This window comes from Halogeometricum sp. S3BR5-2 (genome assembly GCF_031624635.1).
GTDB lineage: Archaea > Halobacteriota > Halobacteria > Halobacteriales > Haloferacaceae > Halogeometricum > Halogeometricum luteum.
Genome location: NZ_JAMQOQ010000002.1, coordinates 489405 through 505348, shown reverse-complemented (window position 1 = coordinate 505348; position 15944 = coordinate 489405). Strand labels below are relative to the sequence as shown.

The following is a 15944-nucleotide window of genomic DNA, read 5'->3' as shown; positions in this document are numbered from 1 at the left end:
CCCCGTCCGCGCCTCCTCCCGTCGGGGTCACACTATGACCCACGAAGGCGAAGATGCGGACTCACGGCGCGCACAGCGTGCAAACGACGCGAATCCGCAGGAGCCGAACGAACGGTCCCGGGAGCAGTCCGGCGGGCAACCGCAGGGACGGACCGGCGACCAACCCCAGCAGACCCAGCAGGTCGTGAACGAGCGACCGGCGGGGGAGCGGGGGAACACCGAGCGTTCCGATTCCGGACTGGGAGCGGTCTTCGCCGGCGCCGCCGTGCGCTGGGGAATCGGTATCACCGGGTTCGTTCTGTTCCTGTTCGCCCTCGGGCAGGCCGTCGGCCTCGACCTGCTCGGACTGTTCGCCGAGGCGCTCAGTTCGCAGACGGGCCGGTGGCTGGCCGTGGCGGTGTTCGCGCTGTTCCTCATCAGCGTGGCCCGCCGCGGCGTCACGAGGGCGTTCCGTGCGTAGACGTTCGAGACACGCGTCCCGTCTTTTTGAAGAAGTACTCTTGGAAGAGCGTACTCAGAGAGCGTCGAGGACCGCCGGCAGTCGGTCGACCAGTTCGTCGCGGTCGACGTGCGCTGCCGCGCGCGAGTCGGGGTCGGGACCGCCCTCGAAGACGACCTGAATCGGGACGAGGCCGGCCCCCCTCGCTCCGCCGATATCGGCGTTCACGTCGTCGCCGACGTAGGCCGTCTCGCCCGCCTCGCTGCCCAACGCCTCCAAGAGCGACTCGAACGCGGCCGCGTTCGGTTTGCCGGCGGCGAGTTCGCCGGTCACGAGCGCCACGTCGAAGGCGTCCTCCCAGCCGAGCGTGGCGAGTTTGTCCCGCTGGGCGACGCGCGGCCCGTTGGTAAGCAGTCCGACGGGGTAGCGCTCGCGCAGGTCCGCGAGGAACGCCTCCGCCCCGTCGACGGGGACGAGGGCGTCGGCGATGTGCTCGCGGTAGGACGCGGCGACGGCGTCGGGGTCGGCGTCCGAGCCGCGCGCGTCGAGCAGCGTCTCGAATATCGGCGCTCGCGTCTCGCCCGTCAGGTGCTCGCTGTGTGCGTCGAGGTAGGCGTCTCTGGAGAGCGGCGGCGCACCCGCGGCGGTCGCGGCGTCCCGTAGAATCGTCTCTCGGTCTCGCGTCGGTATCGCGAGGGTGTAGTCGAGGTCGAACCCGACCGCCCGGATAGTCACGCTCGCCCGTACGGGGTCGAGCACCATGACCGTTCGCGTTCGCGTAACGACGCCCGCGGCCGCGTCGGCCCGACCCCGGCGAGCGACGACCGGCGACCGGACGACGACGCGGGGGTTTTTCTTCGCGCGCGCCGACGGGTGGGCCATGACGCTCGACCCCGTCCACGTGGACGGAATCGCGGACCTCGCGACTTACCTCGCCCGGAACGTCGACGACGACGAGCACGTCGACCTCGCGCGCACCGTCTGGGAGGAGTATCTGGACCCCCTCTACGGCCCCGAGGGCGGCGCGGTGCTCGAACCCGTGGGACGGAAGCGCCTGCGCACCGCCGACGTCGACGACGTCGCCCTCGCCGAGTCGCCGTTCGAGACGGTCCACGGCCTCGATTCGGGGACCATCAACCCGACGACGTTCAAGAACGGTATCGTCCTCGACGTGGCGCAGGCCGCGATGGCGGCCGTCCCCTCCGATTTGGACTTACACCGACACCGGAGCATCGTGGCGACGACGCACACGAACGACGCGACGACGGCGTTCGACCAACCGTGGCGCAAGCGCGACGAGGGCTACTGCCGCTGGCGGATCATCCAGGCCCCCCGGGTGAGCCGGTTCGCCGAGGGTGTCGTTCACGCCCTCTCGCTGTACCTCGCCGAGAGCACGCACGCCCTCGAACACGCCGACGAAGTCGAGGACCTCCTCGTCCTCGACGGGCCGCTCTACCCGAAGGAACTGCTGAACTGGCGGGGGCGGGACGGCGAACTCAGCGACCTCTCCCGGGAGGCCAAACCCAAGCAGGTGGTCGAGAACTACCTCCGCCTGGTCGAGCGGTTCGTCAAGCGGGACGTGCCGCTCTGCGGATTCGTGAAGAACCCCGCGTCGAAGCACCTCGTGAACGCCGTGCGAGAGCGGGGAATGGAAGCGCCGTGGACCGACGACACCGCCTTCTTCACGCGACTGCTCGAACGCCGCGCCGTCGGCAACCGGGGCACCGAGGGGCGGGAGACGGGCGAACTGACGTTCACCAACTGGTTCGTCTCCCGCGGCGGATGCGACCGCACGTTCGCCGCCGGCGGCGACGCGTTCGGACTGGAGCGGAAACTCGACGCCGACCTGTACGAGGTGGCGTTCTTCGTCGTCTACGACCCGCGCACGGACGTGCTCTACCGGGTGGAGGCACCCCTCGCGTTCGCTCGCGACGAGGACGTTCGCCGCCGACTCACGACGCAGATGCTGAGCGGCGTCGCCGCGAACCGCGGACCGCCGGACGCCGTCGCCAAGGCGGACGAACTGGCGCGGATCAGCGCGCGCGAGAAGGTGGCACTGAGACGGAAACTGGAGGAGAACCTCGACTCCGACGCGGTGCGACAGTACGACGACCTGCGGTGGGCGCCCGGAGAGTGAGCGGAGAGCGCTGCGGTGGGGCCCGACGCGGTCAGACCGCGCCCGGTTCGCTCTTGACGACTTCGATGCGCACGTCCTCGGCGGCGACGCCGACTCGGGCGAACTGCGTCCTGACGTGTTCTTTGGCCGCGCCGAGGGCCTGGTCGCGGGTGTCGAACCCGCGGGGCATCGGCGAGTCGAACGCCACGTTGATGGTTCGGCCGTCTATCGTCGTCTCCGACCCGCCGCTCTCCACCTCGTAGAACTCGTCGCAGACCCAGACGTACGGCGCGTCCTCGTCGGGCGCCCCCTTGTACGACGGCGCCTCCTCGCCGCGTTCGAATATCGTGCCCGTGAGGGTCGTACCGCCGCCGTGACCGCGAACCAGAAGCATATCCTTGCGATACGTCTTCCGGCGTAAAAAGACGCGCGGGAAGTTCGGAGCCATGGGTATTTTTAACGACAGCCTACCGTGTCCGAGAACATGTCCGACCTCGGTGACTTCACCGACTTCGAGTCCGGGTCCGACCGGGACTCGTCGTCACAGACGGCCGACGAATCCGCCGCCGAGCGGGGGGGAAACGGAGAATCCGAGGATACCGGGTCCGACGCGGCGGACGAGGGGGTCTCCTTCGAGCGATTCGACGTGGCGCCCGCGGGCGAGGACCGCGGCATCGGCGCCGTCTCCGTCTCGCAGGGTCTCCGCGTCGCCGAGGACGGCGACGACACCGCCCTCCGCGCGTTCGTCACGACGGGCAACCGCGACGACGTGCGTCTCGGCAAGTATCTCTTAGTTCCCTACCCCGACGACGAACTGCTGTTCTGTCGCATCACCGCGTTGGAGTACGCCCAGGAGTTCCGAACCGACGACGCGACGGAGATTCACGCCCGGCGCGCGATGCGACGACAGGAGTTCGAAGAGCGCGACTACAAGTTCGTGGCGTCGCTGGACCCCGTGGCCGTTCTTTTCGAACAGGAGGACGAACTCAAGCGCCGGATGGTCGACCGAGTCCCGAAACCGGGCGCCGTCGTCGCGGAGGCGACCGACCCCGAGCAGATAAAGACGGGGCTGAAGATTCCCGCGGAGGGCGTTTTCTTAGGTCATCTCTCCGTCGGCGGCGAGAAGGTGCGGACGGCGGCGCAACCGCCGACCATCGACTACCGCCTCAAGGACGACTACGCCGACGGCGACCCCCTCGTCTTCCGACACACCCTCGTCGCCGGGGGCACCGGGTCCGGGAAGACGCACGCCTCGAAGAACCTCCTGCGGCAACTCCTCGACTCCGAGCGAACCTACGAGATGGACGACGGGCGCGACGCCCGGATGGCCGTCGTGCAGTTCGACCCGCAGGACGAGTACGCCCAGATGCACGACGACAACCCCGAGATGACGGACTCGGTCGCCCGGCGGTACGAACGCGAGGGGGTCGCGCACGGCGGTCACGACGACACGCTCTGTCTCGTGCCGAAGGAGGACGGCGTCCCGTACGGCGGCGACAACCACCGCGCCGAGCAGGTGGAGTTCACCATCCCCTTTTCGATGGCGCGCGACCGGCCGTGGTTGGTCGCCGGCAGCAGCCTCAACGAGAACCAGTTCCCGGCGCTGAAAGAGCTTCTGCGCAGGTTCTTCCGGGAGTACGGGAACGCGGGCACGTACGAGGAGTTCCTGGCGTTCCTCGACGACCCGGCGCTGAAGGAGGAACTGCACGAGGCCGGACGCGTCCACGAGGCGACGTACGACGCCGTGAAGCGCCGCGTCCGCGGCGTCCCGAACGGCGTGTTCGACCAGTCCGCACGCCCCATCACGGAGTTGGACCACCAACTCGTCCGGCCGGGCGGTCTGACGGTGATTCCCACCTACCACCTCTCGACGAGTCGCGCCAAGGAGATGTTCGTCCTCGCCGTGTCGAGCATGCTCATCGACGACAAACTGTCGAACGCCCCCCGGTCCGAGCGGATAAAGGAGACGCCCCTCGTCCTCGGGATGGACGAGGCGCACAACTTCCTCGCGGACGCGGACAACGTGCAGGCGAGAAAGGTCGTCTCGAAGTTCACCGAGGCGGCCAAGCAGGGGCGAAAAGAACGGCTCGGTCTCTTCCTCATCACGCAAGACCCGCAGGACGTGGCCGAACCGGTGTTCAAGCAGGTGAACACGAAGCTGGTGTTGAACCTCGGCGACGAGGACGCCATCAAGAGCGTCAACATCCCGCCGAACCTCGAAGACAAAGTGCCGTACATGGAGAAGGGGCAGATGGTGGTCTACTCGCCCGACAACTCCGAACCGGTCGAACTCGTCGGCCTGTCGACGTGCGTGACGAGACACGGCGAGTGAGCGTCTGCGAGAGCAGAGCTTTTTGGCTATTGGTAGCATACTAGGAGTATGATTAAACACCTGCTCATACCGGTCGACGGGTCGCCGCAATCCGTCGAAGCGCTCCGGTTCGCCGCCTCGGAGTGGGGAGACGCTCGCGTCACCCTGCTGCACGTCATCGACCCCGTGAACGGGTCGCGCGCGAGCGCGGTCCCCTCGGGGTCCGAGGAGTGGTACGACGACGCCAGGGAGCGAGCCGAATCGCTGCTCGAGGAGGCGCGGGCGGTTCTCCCGCCGGATGCGACCGTCGGGACGAGAGTCGAGGTCGGTCGTCCCGCGGCGACCATCCTCGACGTGGCGCGGGAGGGGGAGGTGGACCACGTCGTCCTCGGCAGCCACAGCCGTGAGGGTATCTCGCGCATCCTCCTCGGGAGCGTCGCGGAGGCCGTCGCGCGGCGGTCGCCCATCCCCGTGACCATCGCTCGGGCGCCGGTGGACGACGCCGAGGGGGCGAACGGCGTGTCGTCGGTGTAACCGGGTTACGCGCCGGCCACGAGGGGTGCGAGCACGGGGGCGGTCCCGGAGGGCACCGCCGGTGTCGCCCGCTCTTTTTCCCTCGCGGGGAGAGTATCCGGCGTGGAATACTCCGAAGTCGTCACGTCCCGACGGTCCGTGCACCAGTACGCCGACGAGGACCTGTCCGCCGAAGTCGTCGAATCGATATTCGAACGCGTCCGGTACGCCCCGTCGAGCTACAATCTCCAGCCCTGGGAGTTTCTCGTGCTCACGGAGGACGACAACCGGGAGGCGCTCCGGGCGGCCGCCAACGGGCAGGAACACGTCGCCGACGCCCCCGTCGCCGTCGTCGTTCTCGGGAACAAAGACCCGGCGGCGCACGCCGAGGCCGTCTTCGACGACTGGGTCGCGAAGGGCTACCTCCCGAACAACGACGCCCGCGACGCCGTCATGGAGAACGTCGCCGCGATGTCCGAACTCCCCGAGGAGGAACGGCGGGTCTGGACGGTTCGCTCGACGACCATCGCCGCCACGGAACTGATGAACGCCGCGTGGGACGAGGGTGTCGCCACCTGCCCGATAGGCGGGTTCGACCCCGAAGCCGTCGTCGAGGCGCTCGACATCGACGGGGACCAGTACGAACCCGTGATGCTCGTCACCATGGGCTACCCCGCCGACGGGGCGGCCGACGTGGACCGCGAGCGCAAGTACCGCCGCTCGGTGGACGAAATCGTCCACTACGACGAGTTCGACCCCGTCACGTCGACCGAACTCCCCGACGCGGCCGCCGAGGCGACCGCCTCCGACGACTGACCGACGTCGATTCGCCTTTCGTCGCTGTTTCCGGGTCGCCGACCGACCGGGTTCGACCGTACCGTCGAGCCGAGCGCCGGACACAAACTCTATTTGATAATTTACTATCTAAAGAGATTAACTTCACAAATACAGAACATTCAATAAAAAAAGAATGTGTCCGAAAATCTTATTTAACGATACACTAAACATAGGACGATGCCAGAAATCGCGGAGAATCGAACTGGGGGAGCAGTTAGGCGTCGCCGGGGGGCGACTCGCCTGTTTTCGGGCCGCACCGTGGGACAGTGCGGGTCGGAAAAAAATAGAGGAGCGAACGCGCTCGGTGCCGTCGTCGGAGGGGAGACCCGATGAGCGTCAGCAAGAGCAGGTGGGACGACGTCGGTTACATCATCAGCTCGCGGTACAGAGTTCTCGTCCTCAAGCGACTCATGGAGGGACCGGCGACGCCGTCGCTCATCGCGGCGGATTCGGAGAGCTCTATCACGCACGTCTCTCGCGCGCTACAGCAACTCCGCGAGCAGTCGCACGTGACGCTCTTGGTGTCCGAAGACAGAAAGAAGGGGCGCGTCTACGGCATCACGGACGAGGGACGGTCGGTGTGGGAAACCCTCGACGCGAAGGACCTCGTGTAACGCGCGGTAATCTCTTTTCGAATTCGTATTTCGTTTCGCTCCGAGCGAACGCCGCGGACCGCGAGCGACGCAGAGGATGCTCCGTCCGTTTCAGTGCCGTTAATGTCCCATTAACGGAGGCTCAGGGTGTTTCCATCCCCTCGAAGCGAGCAGGGAACCGCGGGGAAATTTCCGACGACAGGGCCGAAGAGAGGAGGTCGAGCCAAACGTTCGGGAGCATCGGCGCGCTCCGTCCGCGGGTCGCTCGCCGGCGCGCCGCCGCGGTCCGAGCGGACGCGACCGAGCGACGACGGGGTGAACTCGGGCCCGGGTCGCGGCGGCGGCGTTCGAATCCGCGGCGGTGGGAGAACGACCGGGCTGAAGCCGCGGTTTCGCGTCCGTTCCGCGGCGGATAACAAAGCACCGATTGGACGACTAGCGACCAATGGATCGAATCCGCGCGGCCGCGTCGAACCGACGGACAGAGAGCGCCCGGACGACCCGGACGGGAGCGGAGCGATGAGCGACGAGGCCTCTCCGGCCGCGGACGGTCGCGAGACGGCGACGGGCGAGCTCGTCGAACCGGGGACGAGCGACACGGAGTTTCGGTTCCGACACGAGACAATCGACGCGAACCCGCCGAGCGGTCGCCTGTTCATCTGCCACCCGACGGACATCACCGGCGACGGCCGTCCCGACCTCATCGTCGGCGGCATGGGTTCGACGGACGTCTCGACGTTCGTCCCGGGACTGACGGTCGAACGCTCGTCCATCCCCGGATACTTCTTCAAGCGGTTCGAGACGGACCTGTTCTGGTACGAGAACTCGACGTGGGAGCGCCACGACATGACCGACGACGACGAACTCCGACTGCTGGGGAGCACGCTGGTCGACTTCGACGGCGACGGCTCCGAGGACGTCGTCGTCGGGCAGGGTCTCGGCTTCGGGGACATCTACTGGTTCGAGCGACCCGCTGACCCGCGGAAGACGTGGACGAAACGCCTCCTCCGGAGCGACTTCGAGAAGTACCACGACCTCGCCTTCGGCGACGTCGACAACGACGGAAAACCGGAACTGGTCGGCGTCTCACAGGAGAGCGAGACGCTGTTCTACTACGACGTCCCCGACGACCCGCGGCGGACGCCGTGGCCCGCGGAGACGAAGCACGTCATCGAGTCTGGGGTCGACCTCGAAGGCCTCTGCATCGTCGACCTCGACGGCGACGGGCGGAACGAACTCATCGCCGGCACCCACGTCTACCGACAGACCGAGGCCGGGGACTGGAAGCGCGAGACGGTCGTCTCCGGGTGGGACTGGACGCGCGTGGCCGTCGCGGACCTCGACGGCGACGGCGAACTCGAGGTCGTGTTCACCGAGGGCGACTCTCCCCTCCTCGGCAACCACCCCGGTCGCGTCGCGTGGTTCGACCCGCCGAACTGGGAACAGCACACCCTCAGAGACGACATGTACTGCCCCCACTCGCTCCAGATAGAGGACTTCACCGGGAACGGACTGCCCGACATCTACGTCTCGGAGATGGGTCTCGACACGAACGACGACCCCCAGCACCTCATCTTCGAGAACATGGGCGACGGGACGTTCGAGGAGCACGTCATCGCCACCGGCGTCGAGACGCACGAGGCGAAGGCCGTCGACATGACGGGCGACGGCCGACTCGACATCGTCGGCAAGTCCTACGAGCCGAACACTCACGTCGACATCTGGTACAACGAGTCCTGAGCGGACCCGGTACGCCGTGAAACCGAAACCGGACGACCGGTCGAACCGGTCGGATTCGCCGCTTCTCGTTCTCCGACCCCGAGTAGGGGACGCCGTCCTTCGAAACGTGGGCGGTTATATCATTACTACTGATATGTCGAGGACACTACGTCCGTACGATGACGTACGACGTAGCCATCGTCGGCACCGGTCCCGACCCCGAGGACCCGGACACCGACGGCTTCGCGATGGGGTATCGACACGCATCCGCCTACAACCGACTCGACGACTGCCGACTCGCCGCCTGCGTGGACATCATCCGGCCGAACGCCGAGGCGTTCGCGGAGACGTGGGGTCTCGCGGAGAGCACCGTCTACGAGGACGTCGAACGGATGCTGCAGGAAGTACAGCCGGATATCGTGAGCGTCACGGTGCCGCCCTCGGTCCACGCCGACGTGGTGCTTCAGTGCGCCGAGAGCGACTCGGTGCAAGCGGTCCACTGCGAGAAGCCGATGGCGAAGACGTGGGACGACGCGAAGCGGATGGTCGCCGCCTGCGAGGAGGCGGGCGTCAGACTCACGTTCAACCACCAGCGGCGGTTCGGCCGCCCGTTCCGCGAGGCCAAGCGGTTGCTCGACGACGGCGCCATCGGATCGCTCGAACGCGTCGAGATAGGCGGACCGAACCTCTACGACTTCGGGACCCACCTGTTCGACCTCTGCGGCTACTACACGGACCAGTCCCCGCCCGAGTGGGTCCTCTGCGGCGTCGACTACGGCGAGGAGAACGTCCAGTTCGGCGCGCACAACGAGAACAACGCGATAGCCCAGTGGGGCCACGAGAACGGCGTCGTCGGCATCGCCTCGACGGGCGACTACGGCGTCGTCCCCGCGCAGATGCGTCTCGTGGGCGACGACGGCCTCATCGATATCTGCACCGACGACGGCCCGCCGCTCCGGTACCGCAGCGGTTCGACGAGCGGGTGGAAATCCGTCGACACCGGCCGCGACGGCGCCCACGGACCGACCGACTCGCTCCCGCAGGTCGCCGCGCGGAAGGTCGCCGCGCGGCTTCCGTTCGTCTCCGAGGACCGGTTCCGGACGCCGACGTACATCGAACGCGCCATCGAAGAGGTCGTGACGGCGCTCGCGGAGGACCGCCCCTCGGAGCTCTCGGGCGAGAACGCCCTCCAGTCCACGGAGCTCATCTTCGGCGCTTGGGAGTCCGCGCGCCGGCGCGAACGGGTCGTCTTCCCCCTCGACGTCGACGGAAACGCGCTCGAAGAGATGGTCGAGTCGAACGAACTGCTCGCGTCCGGCGACGCGTAGTCGCGCCGGCGCGACCGTCTACCCTCTCGACCGCAATTTTGGTAACTATCTAATAACTATCCGCCGGTATCTGGATAGAAGTTATCTACCGTTCGCTGTTAAGTATGCAAAAGCGATAATTAAGCTATTCCTGTATTTCTTCTCAGGATGAGTAGAAAACTTTCCGACGAAAATCGAACGGAACGGAGCGGCCTCGGGGGGGCCGTGAGGAGTTGGGTTTCGGGGGCGACCTTGCGTCCGCGGACGCGGACCGCGTCCGACTCCGACCCCGACTCCGACGCGGACGAAACGTCGCCCGACCAGGTCGAAATCGGTCGGCGCTCGTATCTGAAGATGGTCGGCGTCGCCGCGGCGACGGCCTCCGTCGCGGGGTGTACCGGGGCGTCGGGGAGCGTCGCCAGCGTCCAACCCGTCTCGGCGTTCGGATACGGCGGGGCGGCCGTCCTCCGGCAGGCCTCCTCGCTCGACCTCACCGTGGACGAGTCCGAGTCGAACGACAGTCGGGCGACGGCGATGGCCGTCGACCTCGGCGCCACCGTGTCGGGGCGGTTGGCGTCCTCGGAGGTCGACTGGTACGCCGTGGACGCGACGGCGGGAGAGGAACTCGTCGTCGACTTCGAACGGGCCGCCGACGCCGGCGTGGTCGCGGTCGTCGTCTACGACACCGACGGCGAGTGGAGCGACCTCCGATACCTGGGCGCTTCGGGACCGGTGACGGTCCGAAGCGCGGTCGAGCAGTCCGGAACGTACTACGTACAGGTTATCGACGTCGAGAACGGCGGCGGGGACTACACGTTAGCCGTCTCGGGGGAGGGAGCGGAGACGGAAACGCCGACTCCGACGCCCACTCCCACTCCGACCCCCACGCCGACGCCGACTCCAACGCCGACACCTACCCCCGCGCCGACGGACGGGCAGTCGCCCTTCGGCGGGCAGGTCAGGACGCTTCCGGGTCAGATCGAAGCCGAGCACTTCGACGAGGGCGGCGCCGGCGTCGCGTACTTCGACACCACGAGCGCGGCCAAGGGCGGCGACTACCGGACGGACGAACTGGTCGACATCGAGAACACGCAGGACGACTCCGGGACGTACAACGTCGGATGGATGCAGGAGGGCGAGTGGCTCGAGTACACCGTCGACGTGACGGCCGCGACGTACGACATCAAACTCCGCGTCGCCTCGCCCGCCAGCGGCAAGCGATTCCGCGTGCTGCTCGACCGCGAGGAACTCGGCGTCGTCGAGGTGCCGAACACCGGCGGCTGGCAGTCCTGGCAGACGGTGACGATAGACGACGTCGTCCTCTCCGAGGGGCGGGAACAGGTGCTGCGGGTCGAAGTGGTCGACGGCGACGTGAACCTCAACTGGATCGAGTTCACGAGCAACCAACCGGCCGTCACGCCGACGCCCACTCCGACACCCACGCCGACGCCGACGCCAACCCCGACGCCTTCGCTCGACGACTACGGGCTACAGGGCTACGGCGAGATGGGATACGGCGGCGTCGAGCGGTCGAACTGAGACCCGAGGGTCACTCGGGGACCGACGACCCGGCGACGAAACGGTTCGCGACCTGCGCGAGTCGGTGGGTCGTCCGCCCGCCGAGCGTCACGCCGGCGTACAGGAGGAACGTGGGTTCGAAGGGGTAGTGTTGGACCGCCTTCAGGAAGAACCGGCGGGCCACCTCGTAGTTCCTGTCGTTTATCGACGCCGACCCGACCCGGTAGGCCGTCCAGCCGAGCATCTTGCGCTCGAAGAGGGGGCCGTACTCGGCCGCCAGGTCGCGGTACTTCTCGACGAACAGCCCGTAGCTCTCCAGGAGGTTGTCGTAGTCGTCGGAGATGCGGTTGTGCGCGTCGTACTCGTAGGTGACGAGCGCCTCTCCGATGGGTTCGAACTCGCACTTCGTCGAGAGGGCGACGTACCACTCCAGGTCGGCCCACCGCTTGAACCGCTCGTCGAACGGCGTCTCCTTGGCGAGGTCCGAGCGGACCATCACCGCCGACTGGGTGCCGACGACGTTCCGGCAGAGCACCGCCTTCGTGACGTCGCCGTCGACGGGGTCGGGGATGACCACGTCGCGGACGTTGCCGTCCATCTCTCCTTTACGACCGACGTAGACGAGGCCGACGTCGTCGCCGGCGGTCCGGAAGCGGGCGACCTGTTTCGAGAGCTTCTCGGGGTCCCACCGGTCGTCGTCGTCGAGGAAGGCGATGTACTCGCCCGTCGCCGCCTCGACGCCCGTGTTCCGGGCGGCGTTGGCGCCGCGGTTCTCCGAGTGCCGGCGTATCTCGAAGGAGTGCACGTCCGGGGAGACGCCGTCGAGCGCCTCGCTCGCCGGCACCTCCGAGCAGTCGTCGACGACTATCAGTTCGACGGGCGCGTACTCCTGGTCGGAGACGGTTTCTACGGCCGTCCGCAGATACGTCGGACGGTCGTACGTGGTGATGATCACCGTGACCAAGGGGTCGTCGGCGCGGGAGTCGGTTCGGCTCATCGGGTCACCGGACGGGCGGGCGTCGCGAGCGCGGTTGCGTGGCGTTCGATCCGGACATCGTTCTCGTCCGTTCTCTCCCGGCGTGCGCATACTGTTATGCGTGTTATTACGGAACGAGCGGGGCCGCCGAGCGACGCGAAACAAAGGACAGGAAGTTTATGATTGAGGCGAGAAATTAGTTACATTGCTACTAATCTTCGGATACGAACCGCGGCGGCGGCGAATCCGGCCGAAGCGGGAGATTCGAGGCGTACACCACCGCAGTCGGTCGTCTACGGAGCGTATACCTTTAACCGATGGGGACCTTCCGGATAGCAAACGGACACGCGGTCGGCGGACCTGGCAACCCCAGAACCATGAATACAGACACGAGATATCCGACGGCGTTCGGCGGAGCGGAGGACGCGCCGGCCGAGCGAACAGGGGCAGGACAGCGAGGGGTGCGGACGAGAGATGAGTGAGGACGCGGAGCGCCGAGCGGAGGCCGAAGACGGGGGCGTCGACGGAGAAGGAGAGCGGACCGGAGAGGAGACGATAACGCGCCGAGAGACCATCGTAGCGGCGACTGCGGGCGTCGTCGGTACCGCGACGCTCGGGCTCTCGTATCTCTTCTCGGACGGGGACGACGACGTCGATTCGGAGGCGCCGACCCCGATATCCCCGACGCCGACCGAGACCGACGAGCAGGTGCCCGAGGGCGAAGATATCCGGGACTACGGCGCGGCGATAGACGGACAGACCAACGACGCTCCCGCCATCATGCGAGCGGTACGGGCGGCCTCTCCGGGCGGCGTGGTGTACCTCCCGCCGGGGAACATCCTCCTCGACGCGCGCGACACCGACTCCAAGGCCATCCGACTCAACGCCTCGAACAGGAACGTCACGCTCCGGGGCGCCGGCCCGGAGTCGGGGGAGACGAGGCTGGTGTTGGCCCCCGGGCACGAGGGCGTCCACAGCGCGGTGTACATCGGGACGGACCCGGGGAACAGCGTCGGGACCGTCCGACTCGAACGCCTCACCATCGTCGGCAACAAGCGGAATCAGGGAGTCAACCCCGGTCTGGGCGTCCGGACGGAGGCCGAGGGGACGCTCATCATGCGCGACTGCCACGTCACCTCGTGGCTGAACGCGGGCGTGAAACTGTCCGGCGGGATGGACGCCGACATCCAGTACTGCGAGTTCAGCGACAACGGAATGCGGTCGAACGGCGGCCACGACATCTCGCCGAACCAGGTCCGGCGGCAGTCGGAGACGGTCATCAGGCGGTGTCACTGCCACAACTCGGGCGGGGCGTCCGTCGACGTCGGGCAGACGGCCGATACGGAGCTACAGACCGTTCTCATCGACGAGTGCATTCTGGAGAACAGCCTCGCGTCGCTGAAGCTCTCGACGCAGAACAAACTGACGACCGTTCGCCGCACGCAGATGCTGGGCGGCGACGCGACGACGATTCCGGTCAAGGTCAACCCGACGGACATCAGCATCGACGACCTCGTTCTCGAAGACGTGCTCATCGACGGCGGGGGATGGCCGGGAATCGACCTGCCGTGTCCCGGACGCCTGCGTCTCGACAACGTCGCCATCATGAACGTCGACCAGAACAACCGACAGCGCGGACAGGACCGGGGCGGGATATTCACCCGCGACATCGACTTCCGCGACTCCGGTCGAATCTCCATTCACAACGTCGGTCGAAACAACGAGAGCATTGCCCTCAACATCGAGGACGGGGCGGGTTCGATAGCCGAACTCGTCTACGGCAACGTCTCCGGCGTGGGCAAGAGCCAGGGCGTCGACGTGAAGCAGACCACCCGCGGCGAACCGCTGGAACCGAACGTCGTCGCCCGGGAAAACGTCGGTCCGCGGTCCGCGTCGTGACGGCCACCATCCGCGTCGGCCGCGGCCGCGACGTGCGCGAACCCGAACGGCCCGTTCTGGTATTCAAGCGATAATCAAATCGCGAGTACCCGGCTACATCTCACTACCACCGGACACGTTCGGGATGACATGTGGAAAGAAGAGTTATTCACTGAACGGTGAATTCGGAGGTATGGACGCAGAACGCGGCGCCATCGGGTGCCTCCAGAAGCGAGCGGACGACCGACACGAGACCTCCCGTTCGACCGCGGAGCGGAACAACTGAGAGCAGTATCATGGTGAAGAAAGTTACAGACTTCGGTGCGGTCGGTGACGGATCGCGCGACGACACGGACGCTATACGGGAGGCCGCGGACGCGGCGGGGCCCGGCGGGACGGTCTACTTCCCGCCCGGGACGTATCTCGTCGGCTCCGACAGCCGCATCCCGTTGGCGTACCCCGGCGACGGAAGCTGGGACGACCTGACCTGGAAGGGCGCCGGTGCGGACGAGACCGTCATCAAGATGGCCGGCGGCCACACGAAGGCGCACTTCGTCTTCCTGGTGAAGGGCTCGCAGTCCCCGCGGGACGTGACATTCGACGGACTGACCGTCGACGGCAACAAGGACCAGCAGCCGAACGACAGCGTCGGGCTGTGCGTTCTCACGGAGGCCGAGGGGCTGTTCAAGATGCACAACTGCCGGCTCATGAACGCGCAGAACGCGAACCTCAAACACTCCGGGCACATGGACTCGGAGATAACCTACTCGCACTTCCACAACGCCGGCTACGTCTGGAACGGCGGTCACGGCATCTCGCCCAACCAGACCGCGAAGACGACGACGAACATCCGGAAGTGCCTGTTCACCGACCAGAAGGGCGCCGACGTCGACGTGGGGCACGCGAAGCCGAAAGACTGGCAGACGGTCCTCATCGAGAACTGCGTGATGCGGGACTCCTACCGGGGGAGCCTCAAGATGACGCAGGAGAACGCGAAGACGACCATCCGCAACACCATCATGATCGGGAACTCCGACACCGAAATCCCGGTGAAGGCGAACCCCTCCGACGCGTCCATCGGGACGGTCGCTCTGGAGAACTGCATCATCGACGGCGGGAAGTTCCCCGGCATCGACTTCCCCGTGCCCGGGCGCCTCGAACTGAACGAGGTGGCCATCAAGAACGTCGGGCAGGGCGGTCACCGCGACGGCGCGGGCATCTACACCGACCAGATGGAGGTCGTCGGCGGACGCGTCTCCGTCCACGGCACCGACACGATGGTCAACTTCACCGACAGCGCGAGCGGTTCCATCGACGAGATCATCCACGGGTCGGGCATCTCGCTCGGCCGCGACCGCGGCATCGTCAAGTCCACGGTTCGAGGGAGTCCCCTCGAACCCTCCGTCCCCAGCGAGTCCGAGGTGGGCCCCGGAGCGAGCGACGGCGCGGACCCGGAAACCTCGGAACCGGCGCCCGCCGACCCCGAGACGTACGGCGGCTACGTGCTCCCCGAACCGGGCACCGTCGACTGGCACGTCCCGCTGAACGAGAACTTCGTCAAGATAGAAGACGACGTGCTCGAACTCCTCGCGCGGGTGCAGCAGCTCGAAGAACAGCACTGAACCGACGCTCGACCCTCTTTCTGGCATTCCCCGGGGTCCCGGCGCGCACCGGCGGGGTTCGGCGCGCGCGGCGACTCCGATACGGGTCGAACCGAGTCGAATCGAGTCCGAAACC

General features: G+C 66.9%; 14 protein-coding genes. 11 read left to right on the top strand and 3 right to left on the bottom strand.

From position 1 onward, the window contains the following. The first annotated feature begins 34 nt into the window (after nt 1-34). On the top strand, nt 35-460 hold the full coding sequence (locus tag NDI79_RS09010) for a hypothetical protein (protein WP_310928141.1): 426 nt from the start codon (nt 35-37) through the stop codon (nt 458-460). A 54-nt stretch (nt 461-514) separates the two neighbouring features. Here NDI79_RS09010 and NDI79_RS09005 read toward each other — a convergent pair whose 3' ends face one another. Next, nucleotides 515-1174, bottom strand: coding sequence for an HAD family hydrolase (locus NDI79_RS09005; protein ID WP_310928140.1), 660 nt, complete (start codon nt 1172-1174; stop codon nt 515-517). 145 nt (nt 1175-1319) lie between these two features. Between NDI79_RS09005 and NDI79_RS09000 the strand changes: the two genes are divergently transcribed. Beyond that, entirely contained in the window at nt 1320-2576 is a 1257-nt protein-coding gene (locus NDI79_RS09000) for a DNA double-strand break repair nuclease NurA (RefSeq protein ID WP_310928715.1), read from the top strand. Between the two features lie 31 nt (nt 2577-2607). Here the strand turns inward: NDI79_RS09000 and NDI79_RS08995 are convergent, their stop codons facing one another. Further along, nucleotides 2608-2949 (bottom strand): DUF7113 family protein, encoded by a 342-nt coding sequence (locus NDI79_RS08995; protein ID WP_310928139.1) that lies wholly within the window; start codon nt 2947-2949, stop codon nt 2608-2610. Between the two features lie 90 nt (nt 2950-3039). Here NDI79_RS08995 and NDI79_RS08990 point away from each other — a divergent pair, with 90 nt between their 5' ends. The 7 genes from NDI79_RS08990 (at nt 3040) to NDI79_RS08960 (ending at nt 11374) form a co-directional block, all read left to right on the top strand. Beyond that, nucleotides 3040-4887: an ATP-binding protein gene (locus tag NDI79_RS08990; RefSeq protein ID WP_310928138.1), complete on the top strand. Its 1848-nt coding sequence runs from the start codon at nt 3040-3042 to the stop codon at nt 4885-4887. A gap of 48 nt (nt 4888-4935) precedes the next feature. Then, complete coding sequence (locus NDI79_RS08985; protein ID WP_310928137.1) at nt 4936-5400, top strand: universal stress protein; 465 nt, start codon at nt 4936-4938, stop codon at nt 5398-5400. A gap of 102 nt (nt 5401-5502) precedes the next feature. Then, nucleotides 5503-6195 (top strand): nitroreductase family protein, encoded by a 693-nt coding sequence (locus NDI79_RS08980; RefSeq protein ID WP_310928136.1) that lies wholly within the window; start codon nt 5503-5505, stop codon nt 6193-6195. Between the two features lie 350 nt (nt 6196-6545). After that, entirely contained in the window at nt 6546-6830 is a 285-nt protein-coding gene (locus NDI79_RS08975; protein WP_310928135.1) for a winged helix-turn-helix domain-containing protein, read from the top strand. Between the two features lie 498 nt (nt 6831-7328). Then, complete coding sequence (locus NDI79_RS08970) at nt 7329-8549, top strand: FG-GAP-like repeat-containing protein (protein WP_310928134.1); 1221 nt, start codon at nt 7329-7331, stop codon at nt 8547-8549. 158 nt (nt 8550-8707) lie between these two features. Next, complete coding sequence (locus NDI79_RS08965) at nt 8708-9856, top strand: Gfo/Idh/MocA family protein (protein WP_310928133.1); 1149 nt, start codon at nt 8708-8710, stop codon at nt 9854-9856. A 147-nt stretch (nt 9857-10003) separates the two neighbouring features. Further along, nucleotides 10004-11374 carry a carbohydrate-binding domain-containing protein gene (locus NDI79_RS08960; protein WP_310928132.1) on the top strand — a complete coding sequence of 457 codons (1371 nt, stop codon included), beginning with the start codon at nt 10004-10006 and terminating at the stop codon, nt 11372-11374. A gap of 10 nt (nt 11375-11384) precedes the next feature. Here NDI79_RS08960 and NDI79_RS08955 read toward each other — a convergent pair whose 3' ends face one another. Continuing rightward, nucleotides 11385-12350 (bottom strand): glycosyltransferase family 2 protein, encoded by a 966-nt coding sequence (locus NDI79_RS08955; protein WP_310928131.1) that lies wholly within the window; start codon nt 12348-12350, stop codon nt 11385-11387. 453 nt (nt 12351-12803) lie between these two features. Here NDI79_RS08955 and NDI79_RS08950 point away from each other — a divergent pair, with 453 nt between their 5' ends. Together NDI79_RS08950 and NDI79_RS08945 are read left to right on the top strand one after the other, a co-directional pair. Next, a complete protein-coding gene (locus NDI79_RS08950; RefSeq protein WP_310928130.1) occupies nt 12804-14228 on the top strand; it encodes a right-handed parallel beta-helix repeat-containing protein in 1425 nt (474 codons plus the stop codon). 275 nt (nt 14229-14503) lie between these two features. After that, entirely contained in the window at nt 14504-15829 is a 1326-nt protein-coding gene (locus tag NDI79_RS08945) for a glycosyl hydrolase family 28-related protein (protein ID WP_310928129.1), read from the top strand. Nucleotides 15830-15944: the final 115 nt, after the last annotated feature.

Bases quoted from the DNA above. Each gene is read 5' to 3' on its own strand.
- NDI79_RS08985 (WP_310928137.1), top strand. From the start codon at position 4,936: ATGATTAAACACCTGCTCATACCGGTCGACGGGTCGCCGCAATCCGTC.
- NDI79_RS09010 (WP_310928141.1), top strand. From the start codon at position 35: ATGACCCACGAAGGCGAAGATGCGGACTCACGGCGCGCACAGCGTGCA.
- NDI79_RS08970 (WP_310928134.1), top strand. From the start codon at position 7,329: ATGAGCGACGAGGCCTCTCCGGCCGCGGACGGTCGCGAGACGGCGACG.
- NDI79_RS08960 (WP_310928132.1), top strand. From the start codon at position 10,004: ATGAGTAGAAAACTTTCCGACGAAAATCGAACGGAACGGAGCGGCCTC.
- NDI79_RS08995 (WP_310928139.1), bottom strand. From the start codon at position 2,949: ATGCTTCTGGTTCGCGGTCACGGCGGCGGTACGACCCTCACGGGCACG.
- NDI79_RS08955 (WP_310928131.1), bottom strand. From the start codon at position 12,350: ATGAGCCGAACCGACTCCCGCGCCGACGACCCCTTGGTCACGGTGATC.
- NDI79_RS08950 (WP_310928130.1), top strand. From the start codon at position 12,804: ATGAGTGAGGACGCGGAGCGCCGAGCGGAGGCCGAAGACGGGGGCGTC.
- NDI79_RS08990 (WP_310928138.1), top strand. From the start codon at position 3,040: ATGTCCGACCTCGGTGACTTCACCGACTTCGAGTCCGGGTCCGACCGG.
- NDI79_RS08975 (WP_310928135.1), top strand. From the start codon at position 6,546: ATGAGCGTCAGCAAGAGCAGGTGGGACGACGTCGGTTACATCATCAGC.
- NDI79_RS08965 (WP_310928133.1), top strand. From the start codon at position 8,708: ATGACGTACGACGTAGCCATCGTCGGCACCGGTCCCGACCCCGAGGAC.
- NDI79_RS08945 (WP_310928129.1), top strand. From the start codon at position 14,504: ATGGTGAAGAAAGTTACAGACTTCGGTGCGGTCGGTGACGGATCGCGC.
- NDI79_RS09000 (WP_310928715.1), top strand. From the start codon at position 1,320: ATGACGCTCGACCCCGTCCACGTGGACGGAATCGCGGACCTCGCGACT.